This is a genomic window from Azospirillum picis (genome assembly GCF_017876115.1).
Taxonomy (GTDB): domain Bacteria; phylum Pseudomonadota; class Alphaproteobacteria; order Azospirillales; family Azospirillaceae; genus Azospirillum; species Azospirillum picis.
This window is the reverse complement of sequence record NZ_JAGINO010000002.1, coordinates 289,285-305,846: the sequence shown is the minus strand read 5'-3', so window position 1 is coordinate 305,846 and position 16,562 is coordinate 289,285. Positions and strand designations below refer to the sequence as shown.

Annotated in this window: 16 protein-coding genes; 10 read left to right on the top strand and 6 right to left on the bottom strand. The window is 67.9% G+C overall.

What is annotated here, in order from left to right:
• Positions 1-4: 4 nt before the first annotated feature.
• Positions 5-682 carry an MlaC/ttg2D family ABC transporter substrate-binding protein gene (locus J2850_RS03945; protein ID WP_246512782.1) on the bottom strand — a complete coding sequence of 226 codons (678 nt, stop codon included), beginning with the start codon at positions 680-682 and terminating at the stop codon, positions 5-7.
• 103 nt (positions 683-785) lie between these two features.
• Positions 786-1,571: an MlaA family lipoprotein gene (locus J2850_RS03940; protein WP_209978964.1), complete on the bottom strand. Its 786-nt coding sequence runs from the start codon at positions 1,569-1,571 to the stop codon at positions 786-788.
• Positions 1,572-1,979: 408 nt separating this feature from the next.
• Here J2850_RS03940 and J2850_RS03935 point away from each other — a divergent pair, with 408 nt between their 5' ends.
• The 9 genes from J2850_RS03935 to J2850_RS03895 all read left to right on the top strand — a co-directional run bounded on the left by J2850_RS03935 (position 1,980) and on the right by J2850_RS03895 (position 10,941).
• Positions 1,980-2,963 carry an ArsR/SmtB family transcription factor gene (locus tag J2850_RS03935; RefSeq protein ID WP_209978962.1) on the top strand — a complete coding sequence of 328 codons (984 nt, stop codon included), beginning with the start codon at positions 1,980-1,982 and terminating at the stop codon, positions 2,961-2,963.
• Positions 2,960-3,862 (top strand): methylenetetrahydrofolate reductase [NAD(P)H], encoded by a 903-nt coding sequence (gene metF / locus J2850_RS03930; RefSeq protein ID WP_209978959.1) that lies wholly within the window; start codon positions 2,960-2,962, stop codon positions 3,860-3,862. Before J2850_RS03935 ends, metF begins: the two co-directional genes overlap by 4 nt.
• Positions 3,863-3,924: 62 nt before the next feature.
• Positions 3,925-4,395, top strand: a complete 471-nt coding sequence (locus J2850_RS03925) for a DUF29 domain-containing protein (protein WP_209978957.1) — start codon at positions 3,925-3,927, stop codon at positions 4,393-4,395.
• A gap of 51 nt (positions 4,396-4,446) precedes the next feature.
• Positions 4,447-7,938, top strand: coding sequence for a methionine synthase (gene metH / locus J2850_RS03920; protein ID WP_209978956.1), 3,492 nt, complete (start codon positions 4,447-4,449; stop codon positions 7,936-7,938).
• Between the two features lie 67 nt (positions 7,939-8,005).
• On the top strand, positions 8,006-8,338 hold the full coding sequence (locus J2850_RS03915; RefSeq protein ID WP_209978954.1) for a nucleotidyltransferase domain-containing protein: 333 nt from the start codon (positions 8,006-8,008) through the stop codon (positions 8,336-8,338).
• A 12-nt stretch (positions 8,339-8,350) separates the two neighbouring features.
• Entirely contained in the window at positions 8,351-8,731 is a 381-nt protein-coding gene (locus J2850_RS03910) for a HEPN domain-containing protein (protein ID WP_209978952.1), read from the top strand.
• Positions 8,728-9,228, top strand: coding sequence for a thioesterase family protein (locus tag J2850_RS03905; RefSeq protein WP_209978950.1), 501 nt, complete (start codon positions 8,728-8,730; stop codon positions 9,226-9,228). The genes J2850_RS03910 and J2850_RS03905 overlap by 4 nt, the downstream gene beginning before the upstream one ends.
• A gap of 46 nt (positions 9,229-9,274) precedes the next feature.
• Complete coding sequence (locus J2850_RS03900) at positions 9,275-9,814, top strand: pentapeptide repeat-containing protein (protein WP_209978948.1); 540 nt, start codon at positions 9,275-9,277, stop codon at positions 9,812-9,814.
• Between the two features lie 110 nt (positions 9,815-9,924).
• Entirely contained in the window at positions 9,925-10,941 is a 1,017-nt protein-coding gene (locus J2850_RS03895) for a GGDEF domain-containing protein (RefSeq protein ID WP_209978946.1), read from the top strand.
• 22 nt (positions 10,942-10,963) lie between these two features.
• Here the strand turns inward: J2850_RS03895 and J2850_RS03890 are convergent, their stop codons facing one another.
• Positions 10,964-12,067: an NAD(P)H-dependent flavin oxidoreductase gene (locus tag J2850_RS03890; RefSeq protein WP_209978944.1), complete on the bottom strand. Its 1,104-nt coding sequence runs from the start codon at positions 12,065-12,067 to the stop codon at positions 10,964-10,966.
• 243 nt (positions 12,068-12,310) lie between these two features.
• On the opposite strand from J2850_RS03890, the gene J2850_RS03885 reads away from it, so the two are divergent.
• Positions 12,311-12,820, top strand: a complete 510-nt coding sequence (locus J2850_RS03885) for a hypothetical protein (RefSeq protein ID WP_209978943.1) — start codon at positions 12,311-12,313, stop codon at positions 12,818-12,820.
• Between the two features lie 244 nt (positions 12,821-13,064).
• On the opposite strand, the gene cysC is transcribed toward J2850_RS03885, so the two are convergent.
• Genes cysC through J2850_RS03870 form a run of 3 tightly spaced genes read right to left on the bottom strand, consistent with a single transcriptional unit; the run spans position 13,065 to position 16,433 of the window.
• On the bottom strand, positions 13,065-14,930 hold the full coding sequence (cysC, locus tag J2850_RS03880; RefSeq protein ID WP_209978941.1) for an adenylyl-sulfate kinase: 1,866 nt from the start codon (positions 14,928-14,930) through the stop codon (positions 13,065-13,067).
• Between the two features lies 1 nt (position 14,931).
• Positions 14,932-15,729 carry a sulfate adenylyltransferase subunit CysD gene (gene cysD / locus J2850_RS03875; protein ID WP_209978939.1) on the bottom strand — a complete coding sequence of 266 codons (798 nt, stop codon included), beginning with the start codon at positions 15,727-15,729 and terminating at the stop codon, positions 14,932-14,934.
• A complete protein-coding gene (locus J2850_RS03870) occupies positions 15,729-16,433 on the bottom strand; it encodes a phosphoadenylyl-sulfate reductase (protein WP_209978937.1) in 705 nt (234 codons plus the stop codon). Before J2850_RS03870 ends, cysD begins: the two co-directional genes overlap by 1 nt.
• Positions 16,434-16,562: the final 129 nt, after the last annotated feature.

The following is a 16,562-nucleotide window of genomic DNA, read 5'->3' as shown; positions in this document are numbered from 1 at the left end:
AGACTCAGCCGGCGCGGCTGCCGACCTTCTGGCGCAGGGCCTGGATCAGGGCGTCCACGCGCCCGCCGTTCTGCTCGATCACCGAGGCGAATTCCTGCCGCTGGGTCACGCCCATGCTGACATTCTCCACCACCACGTCGATGATCTTGTAGGAGCTTGCGGCCTTTCGGACGCGCCAGCTTATGTTCACCGGCGGACCGTTGGGGCGGGCGATCTGCGTCGTCACCATGCTGTCCGATTCGCCGGCCGGCGCGGTGCCCGTGATCTTGAAGGTTTCGCCCGAATACTCGACGAAGCGTTCGGCATAGGTGTTGACGATCATCTGCTCGAACAGCTTCTGGTACTCCGCCCGCTGCGCTTCGCTGGCGGAGTTCCAGTAGCGGCCGAGCACCCAGCGGCCGATGTAGGTGACGTCGAAGCCGGCGTTCAGCAGCGTGCGGAAGCGCTGGACCGCCTGGTCGCGCGACAGGCTCTTGTTCGAGAAGGTCGCGACCGTCTCGTCGCCCAGCTTCTGGATGAATGCGGCGGCCCCCTGGTCCGCGCTCTGCGCGGCGGCGGGGGAGATGAGGGTGTGCCCGGCCCAACCGCTCACCGCGAGCAGGGCAGCGCACGCGACGAAATGGCGGCGTGTCAGCATGATAAGGCGAAAAGTGGCGGATGCTGCGGCTTTGTCAACGGTCATTTGACCTTTGTATGAAGGCCGGCTGTATGAAGGCCGTGGCGACCGGGCGCTCCGGCGCCGCCACGGGGGCGGCGCCGGAGGGGCACTGGTCGTCGCGAACCGCTCAGGGCTTCGGGGCGTCGGTGAAGTCCGGGAACTCCGGCGTGGCCGGCGCCTTGTTGTTGCTGATCTCCGCCCGGCGCTGCTGCTGGTACAGGCTGCGGACCGTGGCGTAGAAGTCCACCGAATTGCGGCGCAGGTCGTCGACCTCCCGCAGGATCTGCGACCGGCGGTCGACGGCGCCAACCATGCCGCGGACAAGGTAGACGTCCTTGTGGTCGGTCCCATAGGCCCAGATGCGGAACGGGTCGCCGACGGTGTCCACGGCATAGCCGGCGGTGTCGCGCAGGTTCGACGGACCCAGCAGCGGCAGCACCAGGTACGGCCCGTCGCCGACGCCCCAGACGGCCAGCGTCTGGCCGAAATCCTCCGGCGCGCGGGGGATGCCGGCCTCGGTGGCCACGTCGGCCAGGCCGCCGACGCCCAGGATGGTGTTGGTCAGGAAGCGGCCGGTGGCGTTGGACGCCCCCTCCACGTTGCCCTGGAGCAGGTTGTTGGCGATGTAGAGCGGCGACATCAGGTTGTCGATGAAGTTGCTGATGACGTCGCGCACCGGATCGGGAACCACGCCGACATAGACCTCCGCCGCCGGCCGGATGACCAGGATGTCGGCCGCCTCGTTGGCGGCGAAGACGAAGCGGTTGGGGATCTCGAGCGGGTCGTTCACCCGGTAGGCAGCATCCGTCGCGCCCGAGTCGGCCTGATTGGTCGCGCAGGCCGTGGCCGTCAGGGCGAATGCCACGACGGTGGCCGTACGGAGGAGGGAGCGGGAAAGGCGGGCCAGCTTCATGTGCGACGGCTCTTTGTCTGAGGGCTCGACTCGGGTGGGATTGCCCGGCGGTCCCGGCCACAACCGAGGACTCCGGTGAAGGAAGTCCTCAACCCTGGCAGGGGGAGGGCACGGGCATGGTGAACAATGGGTTGGAAGATCCACAATTTCCACCGCTTCGTGACCTAACACAGGCTTGGCCGTTTGGCCAGCATGTGCGGCCGGGCCGTATCCGTCCCGGCGGCGGCTGTGATGGGATCGCCGCACCACCGCCTCATCCGTGCCGGCAGCGGCGTGCGCATGGCCGGCCGGCCGCGAAGAAAAGCGGTTTACGACGTATAAAGATATCTTTATATCTGTATCCGCGTCGGCGGGCCGCAGGGCTTCGCCGGGCGTGATCCCATCCTGGCCCGAATCGGACGTGAGGCGATGGACGACCTGCTTGCGACGTTGAAGGCGGCGGCGGAGACGACCCGGCTCAGGCTGCTGGCGCTTTGCGCGCATGGCGAGCTGACCGTGACCGAGCTGACCCAGATCCTTGGCCAGAGCCAGCCGCGGGTCTCGCGCCACCTGAAGCTCCTGTGCGATGCCGGCCTGCTCGACCGTTTCCGCGAAGGCACCTTCGCCTTCTACCGCCTCGCCGAGAAGGGGGCCTCGGCGGAACTGGCCCGCGTCCTGGTCGACGCCATTCCCGACGACGACGCCACCTTGAAGCTGGACCTCGAGCGGCTGGAGGCGATCAAGCGCGCGCGCTCCGAGACCGCCGCCGCCTATTTCCGCGAGAATGCCGCGCGTTGGCACGAAATCCGCTCCCTTCACATTGCGGAAGGCGAAGTCGAAGCCGCCCTGCTGCGCCTTTTCCCGGAAGGGGGGGTGGAGGAACTGCTGGATATCGGCACCGGCACCGGTCGGATGCTGGAGGTGCTCGGCGGGCACGTCCATCGTGCGATCGGGGTAGACCAGTCGCGCGAGATGCTGGCCGTCGCCCGCAACCGGCTGGAGGAGGCGGGGCTGCGCCACTGCCATGTCCGGCAGGCCGACATGTACCAGTTGCCGTTCCCCTCCGGCTCGTTCGACGCCGCGGTGATCCATCAGGTGCTCCACTACACCGAATCGCCGGCCGGCGTCCTGGGCGAGGCGGCGCGCGTCCTGCGCCCCGGCGGGCTGCTGCTGGTCGTCGATTTCGCCCCCCACCATCTCGAAGCCCTGCGCGAGGAGCACGCGCACCGCCGCCTGGGCTTCTCCGACCAGGAGGTCGCCGGCTGGTGCCGCCAGTCGGGCCTGGATTGCGGCCCGGTGGTCCACCTTCCGGGCGATCCCCTCACCGTCTCCATCTGGCCGGCCACCCGCGCCGCCGCCGCCCATCCCACGCCCCCGAAAACCGCCTTCTCGTTCAGCGGAGTCCCGTCATGACCGCGCCCATCCCCGCGCTGCCGTCCGTCAGCTTCGAGTTCTTCCCGCCCAAGACGGAGAAGATGGAGCAGAGCCTGTGGCAGTCGATCCGGCGGCTGGCGCCGCTGGCGCCGGGCTTCGTGTCGGTGACCTACGGCGCCGGCGGCTCGACCCGCGAACGCACCCACGCCACCGTCTGCCGCATCCAGGCGGAAACCGGCATCCCGGCCGCCGCCCACTTCACCTGCGTCGGCGCCACCCGCGACGAGATCGACGCCATCGCCCGCACCTACTGGGATGCCGGCATCCGCCATCTGGTGGCGCTGCGCGGCGACCCGCCGGAAACCGCGGGCGGGGTGGGCGGCCGCTACGAGCCGTTTCCCGGCGGCTACGCCTATGCCGCCGACCTGGTGGCGGGGATGAAGCGGATCGCCGACTTCGAGATCTCGGTCGCCGCCTATCCGGAAAGCCACCCGGAGGCGCCCAGTGCGCGGTTCGACCTCGACAACCTGAAGCGCAAGGTCGATGCCGGCGCCACCCGCGCCATCACCCAGTTCTTCTTCGACAACGACGCCTATTTCCGTTTCCTGGACCGCTGCGCGGCGGCCGGCATCCATGTGCCGATCGTCCCCGGCATCCTGCCGATCACCAACTTCGCCCGCGCGGTCGAGTTCGCCGGCAAATGCGGCGCCTCCATGCCGGCGAGGCTGGCAGAAACCTTCGAGGGGCTGGACGACGATCCGGAAACCCGCCAGCTCGTCGCCGCGACGGTGGCCGCCGAACAGTGCCAGGCGCTGCAGGCGCGGGGCGTCAACGACTTCCACTTCTACACGCTGAACCGCTCCGACCTGACCATCGCCATCTGCCGCATGCTGGGCGTCAAGGCGAAGGCCGCCGCTCCCGCCGTGGTGGCCGGGTAGGGCGCCGCCACCATGGTTTCGTGCTAGAGTCGCCGCACATCCGCGGAAGGGGGCATCGCGCCATGGACGGCCGGGCTGGCTACGACACCGACCTCTTCGCCTGGACCGGGGAGCAGGCCCGGTTGCTGCGCGACGCCGCGCAGTCCCGGCCGGGTCCGGGCATCGACTGGGACCACATCGCCGGGGAGCTCGACGCCATGGGTGCTCAGGTCAGGGACGCGGTCCGGCGCCACCTCGCCGCCGTGATCGAGAATCTGCTGAAGCTGGAATACTCCCCCGATCCCCGGCCGCGGCGCCGGTGGTGGATCACGGCGACGAAGGCCCGCCGCCATCTGGAGGAGATGCTGGAGGAGAACCCCAGCCTGCAGCGCTTCCCCGCCGAGATCCTGGAGAAGGCCTGGCTGGACGGTGATGCCGACGCCTGCCTGGACGACGGCATCGACATCGACGCGCTGCCGAAGGAGTGCCCCTACGCTCTGGAGGACCTGCGCGATCCCGACTGGTGGCCGGTGAACCGCCACGGCCTGACCTGACCTTCTTACATCTGCCCCGAACCCGCCAAATAACGGACAAGACGCATTCCCATGGCCCACATCCTCGACACCCTGCGTGACCGCGTTCTGCTTTGCGACGGCGGGTTCGGCAGCCGCATCCAGGCGCTCGACCTCGACGTCGAGAAGGATTACTGGGGGCACGAGAACTGCACCGACATCCTGCCGCTGTCGCGCCCCGACATCGTCCGCGACATCCACCGCGGCTATTTCGAGGCCGGGGCGGACATGGTGGAGACCGACACCTTCGGCGCCTCGCCGGTGACGCTGGGCGAGTTCGGCATCTCCGAGAAGGCGTTCGAGATCAACCAGCGCGCGGTCGAGCTGGCGCGCGAGGCGGCTTCAACCTTCACCGACGGCCAGCCGCGCTTCGTCATCGGCTCCATCGGGCCGGGAACCAAGCTGCCCAGCCTGGGCCACATCGCCTACCAGCCGGCGGAGGACAGCTTCTACGTCCAGGCGGCCGGCCTGATCGCCGGCGGGGCCGACGCCATCCTGGTCGAGACCTGCCAGGATCCCCTGCAGATCAAGGCCGCCGTCAACGGCATCAAGCGCGCCCGGCTGGAGGCGAAGTCCGACACGCCGGTCTTCGTCCAGGTGACGGTGGAGACCACCGGCACGCTGCTGGTCGGCACCGACATCGCCGCGGCGGCCACCGTCATCCAGGCGCTGGACGTGCCCTTGATGGGCCTGAACTGCGCCACCGGCCCGCTGGAAATGAGCGAGCATGTGCGCTGGCTGTCGCAGAACTGGCCGGACCTGATCTCCGTCCAGCCCAACGCCGGCCTGCCGGAGCTGGTCGACGGCAAGACCCATTACCCGCTGCTGGCCAGCGACTTCGCCCATTGGCTGGAGCGCTTCGTGGCCGAGGACGGGGTGAACCTCGTCGGTGGCTGCTGCGGCACCAACGTCCCGCACATCGCGGCGGCCAACCAGATGCTGCGCAAGCTGGCCCCGGCCGGCTCGCACCGCCCGGCGCCGAAGGGCCGCACCGTCCATTGGGTGCCGGCAGTGGCGTCGCTCTATTCCCAGGTCACGCTGCGCCAGGAGAACGCCTTCTTCGCCATCGGCGAGCGCTGCAACGCCAACGGCTCCAAGAAGTGGCGCGAGCTGCAGGAGAAGAACGACTGGGACGGCTGCGTCGAGATGGCCCGCGAGCAGGTCAAGGAAGGCAGCCACTCGCTCGACGTCTGCACCGCCTTCGTCGGCCGTGACGAGGTGGCGGAGATGAACGCGGTGGTCTCCCGCTTCACCGGTTCCGTCACCGCCCCGCTGGTGATCGACTCCACCGAATACAAGGTTCTGGAGCAGGCGCTGGCGCTCTACGGCGGCAAGGCGATCCTCAACTCCATCAACTTCGAGGACGGGGAGGAGCCGGCAAGGCTGCGCCTGACGCTGGCCAAGAAGTTCGGTGCCGCCGTCATCGCCCTGACCATCGACGAGGAGGGCATGGCGAAGACACCGGACCGCAAGCTCGCCATCGCCAAGCGGCTCTACGATCTGGCGGTGAACGAGTACGGTCTCGCCCCGTCGGACCTGCTGTTCGACCCGCTGACCTTCACCATCGCCACCGGCAACGAGGACGACCGCAAGCTCGCCATCTGGACGCTGGAGGGCATCGAGGCGATCGCCCGCGAGATGCCCGGCTGCCAGATCATCCTGGGTCTCTCCAACGTCTCCTTCGGCCTGAACGCCGCGGCGCGCCATGTGCTGAACTCGGTCTTCCTCGACCATGCGGTGAAGAAGGGGATGACGGGCGCCATCGTCCATGTCTCCAAGATCCTGCCGCTGCACCAGATCCCGGAGAAGGAGGTCAGGACCGCCGAGGATCTGATCTTCGACCGCCGCACGGAAGGCTATGACCCGCTCCAGGCCTTCATCGCCCTGTTCGAGGGGCGAAAGGCGGCGGACGCCAAGAAGAAGGCGCGCGCCGAGACCGTGGAGGACCGGCTGAAGGAGCGCATCGTCGACGGCGACCGCACCGGTCTGGAGGACGACCTCGCCGAGGCGATGAAGACCCATCCGCCGCTGGAGATCATCAACACCTATCTGCTCGACGGCATGAAGGTGGTGGGCGAACTGTTCGGCGCCGGCAAGATGCAGCTTCCCTTCGTTCTGCAGTCGGCGGAGACGATGAAGGCCGCCGTGGCGTGGCTGGAGCCGCACATGGAGAAGGTGGAGGGCCAGCAGAAGGGCACGCTGGTCCTCGCCACCGTGAAGGGCGACGTCCACGACATCGGCAAGAACCTCGTCGACATCATCCTGACCAACAACGGCTACAAGGTGGTCAACCTCGGCATCAAGCAGCCGGTCACCGCCATCATCCAGGCCGCCAAGGAGCACAAGGCCACCGCCATCGGCATGTCAGGCCTGCTGGTCAAGTCCACCGTGGTGATGCGCGAGAACCTGGAGGAGATGACCCGCGAGGGGCTGGAGGTGCCGGTGCTGCTCGGCGGTGCCGCCCTGACCCGCGCCTATGTCGAGGGCGACTGCGTCGCCTCCTACGGCTCCGGCCGCGTCGCCTACGCCGGCGACGCCTTCGACGGGCTGACGCTGATGGACAAGGTGGTGGAGGGCAGCTTCGACCAGCAGCTCGCCATCCAGCAGGCCAAGCGCGCCGGCAAGGCGACCAACCGCCGCCGCGTGCTGGGGCAGGCGACCAGCGCCGCCACCGGCCCGGTCGACAAGGACGCCGTGCGCGCCCGCCGCCGCCGGCTGGCCGAGGGCGTGCCGGTGCCGACCCCGCCCTTCTGGGGTCCGAAGCTGATCGACCATGTGCCGCTGAAGACGCTGGTCACCTACCTGAACGAGCGGATGCTCTACCAGCTCCAGTGGGGCTACCGGAAGGACGGCAAGTCCTTCGAGGAGTTCAAGGAATGGGCGAAGAAGGAGCTGCGGCCGGTGCTCGACCGCATCCTGCGCATCGCCGCCACCGAGAACATCCTGCGCCCGACCGCGGTCTACGGCTACTGGAAGGCGGCGGCCGACGGCAACGACGTCATCCTGTTCGAGGAGGACGGGACGACCGAGGCCGCCCGCTTCACCCTGCCGCGCCAGGCCAAGGAGGACGGCGAATGCATCGCCGACTTCCTGCGCGACGTGACCGACCCCGAGCGTGACGTGATCGGCCTCCAGGTCGTCACCATGGGCCAGCATTGCGCCGAGGTGGCGAGGGCATGGTTCGCCGAGAACCGCTACCAGGACTACCTCTACCTGCACGGCCTGTCGGTGGAGATGACCGAGGCGATGGCGGAATATGTCCACGCCCGCATCCGGGCGGAACTCGGCTACGGCGCCGAAGACAGCCGCGACAAGGAGAAGCTGCTGCAGCAGTCCTATCGCGGCAGCCGCTACAGCTTCGGCTATCCGGCCTGCCCGAACCTGAAGGACCAGGAGCAGCTTCTGAAGCTGCTGGACGCCGGCCGCATCGGCATCGAGATGTCGGACGAGGACCAGCTCCATCCGGAGCAGAGCACCTCGGCCATCGTCCTGCACCACCCGCGGGCCAAGTACTTCTCGGTGTAAGGCCCTCGGTCTATCGGATGATCCTCCGCCGCCCGTCCCGTGTTAGGATGGGCGGTGGAGACGTCCCATGACCGCGATCGACGTTGCGCATCACGAGAAGCTGCAGCTCCTGCTGGACCGGATCTTTCCGGCCCTGCAGCCGGAGGCCGTCTATCTGTTCGGCAGCCGGGCGCGCGGCGACTTCGACGAGGACAGCGACTACGACCTGCTGGTGATCGTCCCGGACGACGCGCCGAAGGAGAGGCGGTCGATCCGCTATGCCTATGCAACGAAGATCGGCACCGGCATTCCTGCAGACATCATTCCCTGTACGCGCACCAATTACGAGTCATCCAAGGATGTGGCCGGCACATTGAGTTATGAGGTCAAGCGCCATGGGCTGAGAGTCTATGGAGCATAGGAAGGTTCAGGCATGGCTGGTCGTGGTGGAGCGCGATTTGAAGGCGATCCGCAACAACCTCTATGGTCCCGAGCCGGAGCCCCAGATGGCTCCTACCATTGCCAGCAGGCGGTGGAGAAGCTTGCCAAGACCCTGCTCGTGGCAGCCGGCATGATGCCGCCGAAGTCGCACGATATCGACGTTCTGGTTGCACGGCTTCCAACCGGTCATCCTTTGGCCCCGCGTATCGCCGGACTGGCCCATCTTACCGCATTCATCAGCGCTTCGCGCTATCCGGGAGCCGGCATCTTCGACGATCCGCTGCCCGACCTGCCGATTTCGGAGGTCGTTGGTTGGCTGGCGGACATAGATGCGCTCCGCAGCGACATCCTCCGCTTCCTTGGGCAGCCATGACGACGTCCGACCCCACCACCCCCCTCGACCTCCACCGCGACAACGTGCGGCCGGAGTGGATCGACTACAACGGCCACATGAACGTCGCCTATTACCTGCTGGCCTTCGACCACGCGACGGATGCCGTGCTCGACCGGTTCGGGATCGGCAAGGGCTATGTCGCGGCGGAGAACCGCTCGATGTTCGTCGTCGACGTCCATCTCACCTACGCCCGCGAGGTGACGGAAGGGGTGCCGCTGCATTTCAAATCGCGGTTGCTGGGAGCGGACGCCAAGCGGCTGCACCTGTTCCACGAGATGCGGCACGGCGATGACGGCTGGCTCGCCGCGACGGCGGAGTTCATGCTGCTGCACGTCGATCTGGCGGTTCGTCGGGCCTGCTCCTTTCCGCCGGATGTCGCCGCGGCGCTGGCGGCGCAGGCCGGCGCCCAGTCCGCCCAGCCCTGGCCGCCGCAGGCCGGGCGGGCGGTGAAACGGCTCGATGCAACGGGCAGGTGACCCTGCAACCGTTGAGTTTGCCGCCGATGCCCCCATCTAACGGGGCATGAGCCACCTGTTCGTCGCACCGACCCGCTTCCGCTTTCTCCCGGCCGTTCTTGCGGCGTTTGTCGCCGTTGCCGGGGTCAGCGTGCCGGCCACTTCGGCTCTTGCCGTTTGCACCGACTCCGCCGGGCCGAACGTCAACTGGCGGCGCTGCTCCTTCGAGAGCCAGACGCTGGCCGGGGTGGATCTCAGCGGCGCGATGCTGCGCGATGCGACCTTCCAGCGTGCGACCCTCGGCCAGGCGACGCTGACAGGGGCGGACGGCTACCGTGCCAAGTTCATCAGCGCCCGGGCACCGGGCGCCAAGTTCGACGGCGCGAGGCTGATCGAAGCCGACTTCACGCGTGCCGACCTGACCGGCGCCAGCTTCCGCGACGCCGACCTGCGCAACGCCAAGCTGGTGGGGGCGTCGCTGGCCAGCGCGGACTTCACCGGAGCCAAGCTGTCCGGGACAGACTTCCGCCATGCCGACCTGTCGGGCGCCCGTTGGACGGACGGTACGCATATCTGTGCGGAAAGCTCGCTCGGACAATGCAACTGAGCGCCGTGCGCCGCGACCCTTCACCCCTCCATTACCCTCTTGTCGCAGAAGGGTTTGCCGCGTACGCTTCGAGACCGAATTAATTCCGAAGAACGGCGGCCGGGACGATCATGGAGGACTTCGAGCGTTCCAGCGGCTTGGCCGCCAAGGCCATGGAGCGGATGCTGGCGGAGCGGCTGCCGCCCACCCCGGAGAATTTCACTCTCTGGTACGTGTACTTCAGCGGCGTCAACCCGGACTTGACGCGCGCCATCGACTTGGCCCGCCGCGACGGGCTGACCACATCGCAGGGCCTTTGCGACGAGCTGTACAAGCGCTTCTTCGCCTTGGACGCCGAGGCGCAGGCGATCCGCGAAACCTCCGACAAGGCCCGCTATGCGCTGGGCCGCATCCTTGAGCAGCTCGGCACGGTCGGTTCGGAAACCGAGCGCTACGGCAATGCGCTGTCCGGCTTCCGGGAGGAGCTGGACCAGCCGCTGACCCTGCCGGAACTGCGCGCGATGGTGGCGGCCATCGCCGCGGAGACGAAGGCGATCGTCGACCGCCAAGCCGTTCTGCAGCACCAGCTCCAGGATTCCAGCCAGCAGTTGGCGGAGATGCGGGTCAGCCTCGACAGCGCCCGGCGCGAGGCGCTGACCGACGGGCTGACCGGCATCGGCAACCGCAAGGCGTTCGACCTGATGCTGCAGGAGGCGATGGAGGAGGCGGTGCGGGAGCAGCAGCCGCTGTCGCTGCTGATGCTCGACATCGATCATTTCAAGTCCTTCAACGACACCCATGGCCATTTGGTCGGCGACCATGTGCTGAAGCTCGTCGCCCGCATGCTGACCGAGTGCATCAAGGGCCGCGACACCGCCGCCCGCTACGGCGGGGAGGAGTTCGCGATCATCCTGCCGCGCACCAGCCTGGAGAATGCCGCAAAGCTGGCCGATCAGGTGCGCGCCTTCGTCGGGGGCCGGCAGATCGTCAACAAGGCGCGCAACGCCAATTACGGCACCGTGGCCCTCTCGGTCGGCGTCGCGGCGTTGCGGCCCGGCGACGGCGCCGGGGCGCTGGTCCGCCGCGCCGACCATGCGCTCTATGCCGCCAAGCGCGGCGGTCGCAACCGGGTGGCGGTGGAAACCTGATACCGGCGGAGCGGAGGGCGCGTCAGGCGCGATGGCGTGCCGGCAAGTCGGACAGCACCGACCGCGTCCGGTTCAGCAGCTCCGCCGTCAGCTCCGCCGCCGGGCGCCGTCGCGCCAGCCGCAGGCCCTGTCCGGCCCACAGCGACAGGAACTCCGCCCGGCCGGCCCTGCCGGCGGCGGTGCGCAGTGGCCGGGTTAGCGCATTCTGCAGAGGGAAGGGCAGCACCGCCCCGGCCGCCAGCGGATCCTCCACCACCTCCATGAAGCGGTTGACGATGCCGCGCGCCGGCCGGCCGGAGAAGGCGCGGGTCACGCGGGTCTGGTCCTCGCGCGCCGAAAGGATGGCCTGCTTGTGGGCCTCGGGTGGACCGGCCTCGTCGCAGGTCAGGAAGACGGTGCCCATCTGCACCGCGACGGCACCCAGCGCCAGCGCCGCCGCGATGCCGCGCCCATCCATGATGCCGCCCGACGCGATCACCGGGACGCCGACCGCGTCCGCCACCTGCGGCACAAGCGCCATCGTGCCGACGAGGTTGGCCCCCCGGTCGTTCCAGGCGTCGCCGAGGAAGCTGCCGCGATGCCCGCCGGCCTCGCTGCCCTGGGCCACCACCGCATCGACGCCGGCCTGCTCCAGCGCCACCGCCTCGGCAACCGTTGTGGCGGTGCCCAGCACCCGCATGCCGCGTGCCTTGGCGGCGGCGACGGTCTCGGCCGGCGGCAGGCCGAAGGTGACGCTGTAGAAGGCGGCGCCGCTGTCGAGCAGCGCGGCGAACTGCCGCTCGAACCCGTCGTCGGCGAGGGTGGGCGCCTGCGGCTCCGGCAGCCCCAGTTCCAGATGGAAGGGGGCGATCCGGGCCAGCGCCTCCGCCGTGGCGGGGGAGGGGGCGGGGGCCGGCGTCGGGGCGAACAGGTTGATGCCGAAGGGCAGGGCGGTGCGCCCGCGGATGTCGCGCGCCCGTTCGGTGATCTGCACGTCGGTCAGATAGGCCGCCCCGACGAAGCCCAACCCGCCGCCTTCGTTGACCGCAGCCACCAGCGCCGCCGTATCGCCGCCGCCGGCCATCGGCGCCTGGATCACCGGCGAGCGCAGGCCGAGCCTGTCGCGTGGGTCCGTGTGGGAGGACATGTCCGTCTCCGTCGCTTCGACAACGGCGGCATGCTACGCCCGGTGGCCCTTCACAACCAATGACTTGTTCTGAAGGGATCCTTCACTCGGGATGAACGGACAAGGCGTCTCGTTTGCCGTGACGCTCAGATCCCATCAGGCTGGGCTGCTTGACGGGTACCTATCGTGCGCTCCTCTTGCTTGTTGCTCCTGTCTGCCGCACGTTTTGGGGTTGTGCGGCTACATGGCCGGGAGTGACACCGCATGGAAACTGTGACGATGCAGATTTTTGGAAGAGACGTTCCATCGCCGGACGATATCTGGCAAATCTACAGCCGGGTTGTCCTGACTCCCGAACTCTGGAGGCTCGAAACCTTCAAGGAAGCGGCGTCAAAATGCGGGTTCCGCAGGATTGCCGCTCGACAAGGTTACTTCAGTTTTTCCGGAGATCATCATATGACCGGGCAAGCTCCCTTGGTCGAAGGGTTCGTCGAAGAAATACGTCTATTCATCGGACAGGAGCCGAAAGACCTGCCTGAGCCGCTTTACAAGAAGGACCGTGGGAAGATCGCCAAAATTGCGTCATCCTATTCTGACCGGTTCAAGGAGGAACTCGGTGAGTTCAGGACGGCGAACAAGAACAGGATTTTTGAATGCGACGGTCATCGTGTCCGGGTCTTGCCGGCCGATTGCGTCTGGGTCGTAATCTCCAACCTGTCCAATCTCAAGCATGTGCCGAATGATTGGTGGGCAGCGGAGGCACGGACCTCCTGATCGGTGCCGGTCATCGCCGGGCACTGGAGATCAGGGCTCATATTGCTACCGGAACAAGCGCGATGACGTCCGCCGCCTCGTTCAGGGGGGCAGCCGCCCGACAGGCGCCGGCGCCAACTGGCGGCACCCGGAGGCGCATGACCGACTCAACCGCCGACGGCCGCCCTCCTGGCAATCATGGAAATGAAAAGGGCTCCGGACGCGGCCACCGCCGCCTCCGAAGCCCCCCGCCGCCCCGGTGATCTCAGATCACATAGGTCAGTTCCTTCGACTTCAGGCTGCCCTTGCCCAACGTCTCGTCGACATAGTCGAGCAGCCGCGCCAGCGCTTCGCTGCGGCTCAGCGCGTCGGTGTCGATCACCAGCTCCGGTTGGTCCGGCGCCTCGTAGGGGGCGGAGATGCCCGTGAACTCGGCGATCTCGCCGGCCCGTGCCTTCCTGTAGAGCCCCTTGGGGTCGCGGTCCTCGCAGGTGGCGAGGGCGGCGGCGACATGGACCTCGTGGAAGCGGTCGCCGCCGATCACCCGCGCCCGCGCCCGGTCGGACTTCAGCGGCGAGATCAGCGAGGCGATGACCACCATGCCGGCGTCGGCGAACAGCTTCGCCGTCTCGGCCACCCGGCGGATGTTCTCCGCGCGGTCGTCGGCCGAGAAGCCGAGGCCGGCGTTCAGCCCGTTGCGGACATTGTCGCCGTCCAGCACGAAGGTCTGCCAGCCGCGGTCGAACAGCGCGCGTTCCAGCGCCATCGCCAGCGTCGACTTTCCGGCGCCCGACAGGCCGGTCAGCCAGACGATGCCGCCCTGGTGGCCGTTGGCCTGCGCGCGCTCCTCCTGCGAGACGGTATGCGACACCTCGGTGATGTTGGCCGCAGCGGCGTCCTCGATCTCCACCACCAGGCAGCCGCCGACCACGTCGTTGCCGTCGATCAGCGCCCCGCGGCCGGTGCGCGGCAGGTCGGATGCCAGATCCAGGGCGATCGGCGAGCGGGAGCGCAGGACGACCTCGGCGACCTCGTTGCGGTGGACGGACTTGGCCGGCGTGCTCGACAGGTCCTCGACGTCGATGACCGCCGTCACCTGCTCCACCGTCACCCGGTGCTCGGCGGTGGCGATCTTCAGCGTGTAGGTCTTGCCCACCACCAGCGGCTCCGACACCAGCCAGAACAGGCGGGCGGTCAGGCGATGGGCCAGCGTCGGCGCGTCCTCCGCATGGTGGGCGATGTGGCCGCGCTCTGCGAAGATGCGCTTGTCCAGCGTGATGCCGATGCTCTGCCCGGCCTGGGCCGACAGCACGGTCTCGGGATGGTTCCACGCCTCGATGCTGACCACCCTGGCGCTGGCGCCGGTGGGCGAGAAGTGCAGGGTGTCGCCGACCCGCAGGCGCCCGCTTTCGACGCGGCCGGCCAGGATGCGGCGGTCGTCCGGCTTGTAGACGTCCTGCAGGGGCAGGCGCAGCGGCTGGTCGGGCGAGGTCTGCTGCGGGCGGAAGGCGTCGAGCTGCTCGACCACCGTCGGGCCGAGGTACCAGTCGGCCTGCTCGCTGCGCGCGACGATGTTGTCGCCGTTGCGCGCGGAAACCGGGATCACCGCCTTCGGCTGGAGCCCCAGCTCGGCCAGATACTCCTTGATCTCCTGCGCCACCGCTTCATAGCGGCGGCTGGAGAACTCCACCTTGTCCATCTTGTTGACGACGACCGCCACCTGCCGGACGCCCAGCAGATGCAGCAGGAAGGCGTGGCGGCGCGACTGTTCCAGCGCGCCCTCGTCGGCGTCGATCACCAGCAGGGCGGCATCGGCTTGGCTGGCGCCGGTCACCATGTTCTTCAGGAACTCGGTGTGGCCGGGCGCGTCGATGATGACGTAGGGGCGCTGCTGCGTCTTGAAGTGGATTTGCGTGGTGTCGATGGTGATGCCCTGGTCGCGCTCGGCCTGGAGCGCGTCCATGACGAAGGCCCATTCGAACGGCATGCCGCGCTTGCGGCTCATCTCGCGGACCTGCTCCACCTTGCCGTCGGGCAGGCTGCCGGTGTCGTTCAGCAGGCGGCCGATCAGGGTGGACTTGCCGTGGTCGACATGGCCGACGATGACGATGCGGAGTTGGGAATGCGGCATCTTACATGTACCCCACGCTGCGCAGGCGCTCGAAGCTGTCTTCGGATTCGTTGTCCATCGCCCGGCCGGCGCGTTCCGGAATGCGGGTCACCTGGAGCTCGGCGATGATCTCGTCAATGGTGGACGCGGTGCTGTCGACCGGGAAGGTGATGTTCTTCTCGCCCAGCGAGCGGTAGCGCTTGCCCTCCCTGGCGAAATACAGCGGGACGATCGGAATCCCCTCGCGCTGTGAATAGCGCCAGATGTCCAGCTCGGTCCAGGCCAGCAGCGGGTGGATGCGGACATGGACGCCCTCGGGGAAGCGCGTCTTGTAATGGTCCCAGAACTCCGCCGGCTGGTCCTTCACGTCCCAGTCGCCCTCCAGCGAGCGCGGGGAGAACACCCGCTCCTTGGCGCGGGTCGCCTGCTCGTCGCGGCGGATGCCGACCATCACGCCCTGGTAGGCGTGGTCGCGCAGCAGGTTCTTCAGCCCTTCCGTCTTGCGCGCGGCGGCGCGGGTCAGGGGGGGAAGGGTCTGGTCCATCTCCTCCTCGGGCGGGCACTGCTCGACCTTCAGGTCGAGGCCCCATTCCCTGGTGATGCGGTCGCGGAACTCGTAGACCTCCGGCAGCTCCATGCCGGTGTCGAGCTGCACGACGGGGAAGGGGATGCGGCCGAAGAACGCCTTGCGGCAGAGCCAGAGCAGCGCGTTGCTGTCCTTGCCGATCGACCAGAGCATCGCCAGCTTGTCGATGCGGTTGTAGGCTTCGCGCAGGATGTAGATGCTCTGGTTTTCGAGCTGGTCGAGATCGGCGCTCATCAGGCGATTCCAATCATGGTGGTGTGTATGCCGCATTCGGTCTTGGCGCTGCCGGCCCAGCGGCCGGAACGCGGGTCGGCACCCGGCGCCACGCGCTGGGTGCAGGTGTAGCAGCCGATCGACAGGAACCCGTCGGCCTCCAGCGGGTGGCGCGGCAGGTCGCGCCGGATGAACTCCTCCTCCAGCCGCTCCTTGTCCCATTTGGCCAGCGGATTGACCTTCACGCGGCCGCCCTCGGCCTCGAACAGCGGCAGGGCGGCGCGGGTCGTCGACTGGAAGCGCTTGCGCCCGGTCACCCAGGCCTCCAGCCCGGCGGTGGCCAGCGCGCGCTCCAGCGGCACCGTCTTGCGCAGGTGGCAGCAGGCGTCGAAGTCGCGGGTGAACAGCAGGCCGTCCTTGTCGCCGGTGGCGAGGTCGTCGGCGGTCGGCCCGATCTCCCGCACGTCGGTCAGGCCCAGGCGCGCCACCAGTTGGTCGCGGTAGCGCAGCGTCTCGCCGAACAGCTTGCCGGTATTCACAAACAGGACCGGGAAATCCGGCGCCGCTTCCGCCGCCAGCGCCAGCAGCACCGCGGATTCGGCGCCGAAGGACGAGAGCAGGGCGATGCGCCCGCCGAACTCCCCATGCATGGCGGCAAGCAGCGGCGCTCCTTCCAGCGTTCCGTAGCGCTCCGTCAGCTCCTTCACCCGGTTCGCCGCATCCATCGTCTGCTGCCTTTCGCGGTGGCTTCTATAATCTACATATTAAGTAGATTTATCGTTTCTGTTTGCACATTAACACCACCGGAAAACCCGCGCAACGTAAATACATTCTCTACTTGTTTAATAGGATTA

Bases quoted from the DNA above. Each gene is read 5' to 3' on its own strand.
- J2850_RS03945 (WP_246512782.1), bottom strand. From the start codon at position 682: ATGACCGTTGACAAAGCCGCAGCATCCGCCACTTTTCGCCTTATCATG.
- J2850_RS03940 (WP_209978964.1), bottom strand. From the start codon at position 1,571: ATGAAGCTGGCCCGCCTTTCCCGCTCCCTCCTCCGTACGGCCACCGTC.
- J2850_RS03935 (WP_209978962.1), top strand. From the start codon at position 1,980: ATGGACGACCTGCTTGCGACGTTGAAGGCGGCGGCGGAGACGACCCGG.
- metF (WP_209978959.1), top strand. From the start codon at position 2,960: ATGACCGCGCCCATCCCCGCGCTGCCGTCCGTCAGCTTCGAGTTCTTC.
- J2850_RS03925 (WP_209978957.1), top strand. From the start codon at position 3,925: ATGGACGGCCGGGCTGGCTACGACACCGACCTCTTCGCCTGGACCGGG.
- metH (WP_209978956.1), top strand. From the start codon at position 4,447: ATGGCCCACATCCTCGACACCCTGCGTGACCGCGTTCTGCTTTGCGAC.
- J2850_RS03915 (WP_209978954.1), top strand. From the start codon at position 8,006: ATGACCGCGATCGACGTTGCGCATCACGAGAAGCTGCAGCTCCTGCTG.
- J2850_RS03910 (WP_209978952.1), top strand. From the start codon at position 8,351: ATGGCTGGTCGTGGTGGAGCGCGATTTGAAGGCGATCCGCAACAACCT.
- J2850_RS03905 (WP_209978950.1), top strand. From the start codon at position 8,728: ATGACGACGTCCGACCCCACCACCCCCCTCGACCTCCACCGCGACAAC.
- J2850_RS03900 (WP_209978948.1), top strand. From the start codon at position 9,275: ATGAGCCACCTGTTCGTCGCACCGACCCGCTTCCGCTTTCTCCCGGCC.
- J2850_RS03895 (WP_209978946.1), top strand. From the start codon at position 9,925: ATGGAGGACTTCGAGCGTTCCAGCGGCTTGGCCGCCAAGGCCATGGAG.
- J2850_RS03890 (WP_209978944.1), bottom strand. From the start codon at position 12,067: ATGTCCTCCCACACGGACCCACGCGACAGGCTCGGCCTGCGCTCGCCG.
- J2850_RS03885 (WP_209978943.1), top strand. From the start codon at position 12,311: ATGGAAACTGTGACGATGCAGATTTTTGGAAGAGACGTTCCATCGCCG.
- cysC (WP_209978941.1), bottom strand. From the start codon at position 14,930: ATGCCGCATTCCCAACTCCGCATCGTCATCGTCGGCCATGTCGACCAC.
- cysD (WP_209978939.1), bottom strand. From the start codon at position 15,729: ATGAGCGCCGATCTCGACCAGCTCGAAAACCAGAGCATCTACATCCTG.
- J2850_RS03870 (WP_209978937.1), bottom strand. From the start codon at position 16,433: ATGGATGCGGCGAACCGGGTGAAGGAGCTGACGGAGCGCTACGGAACG.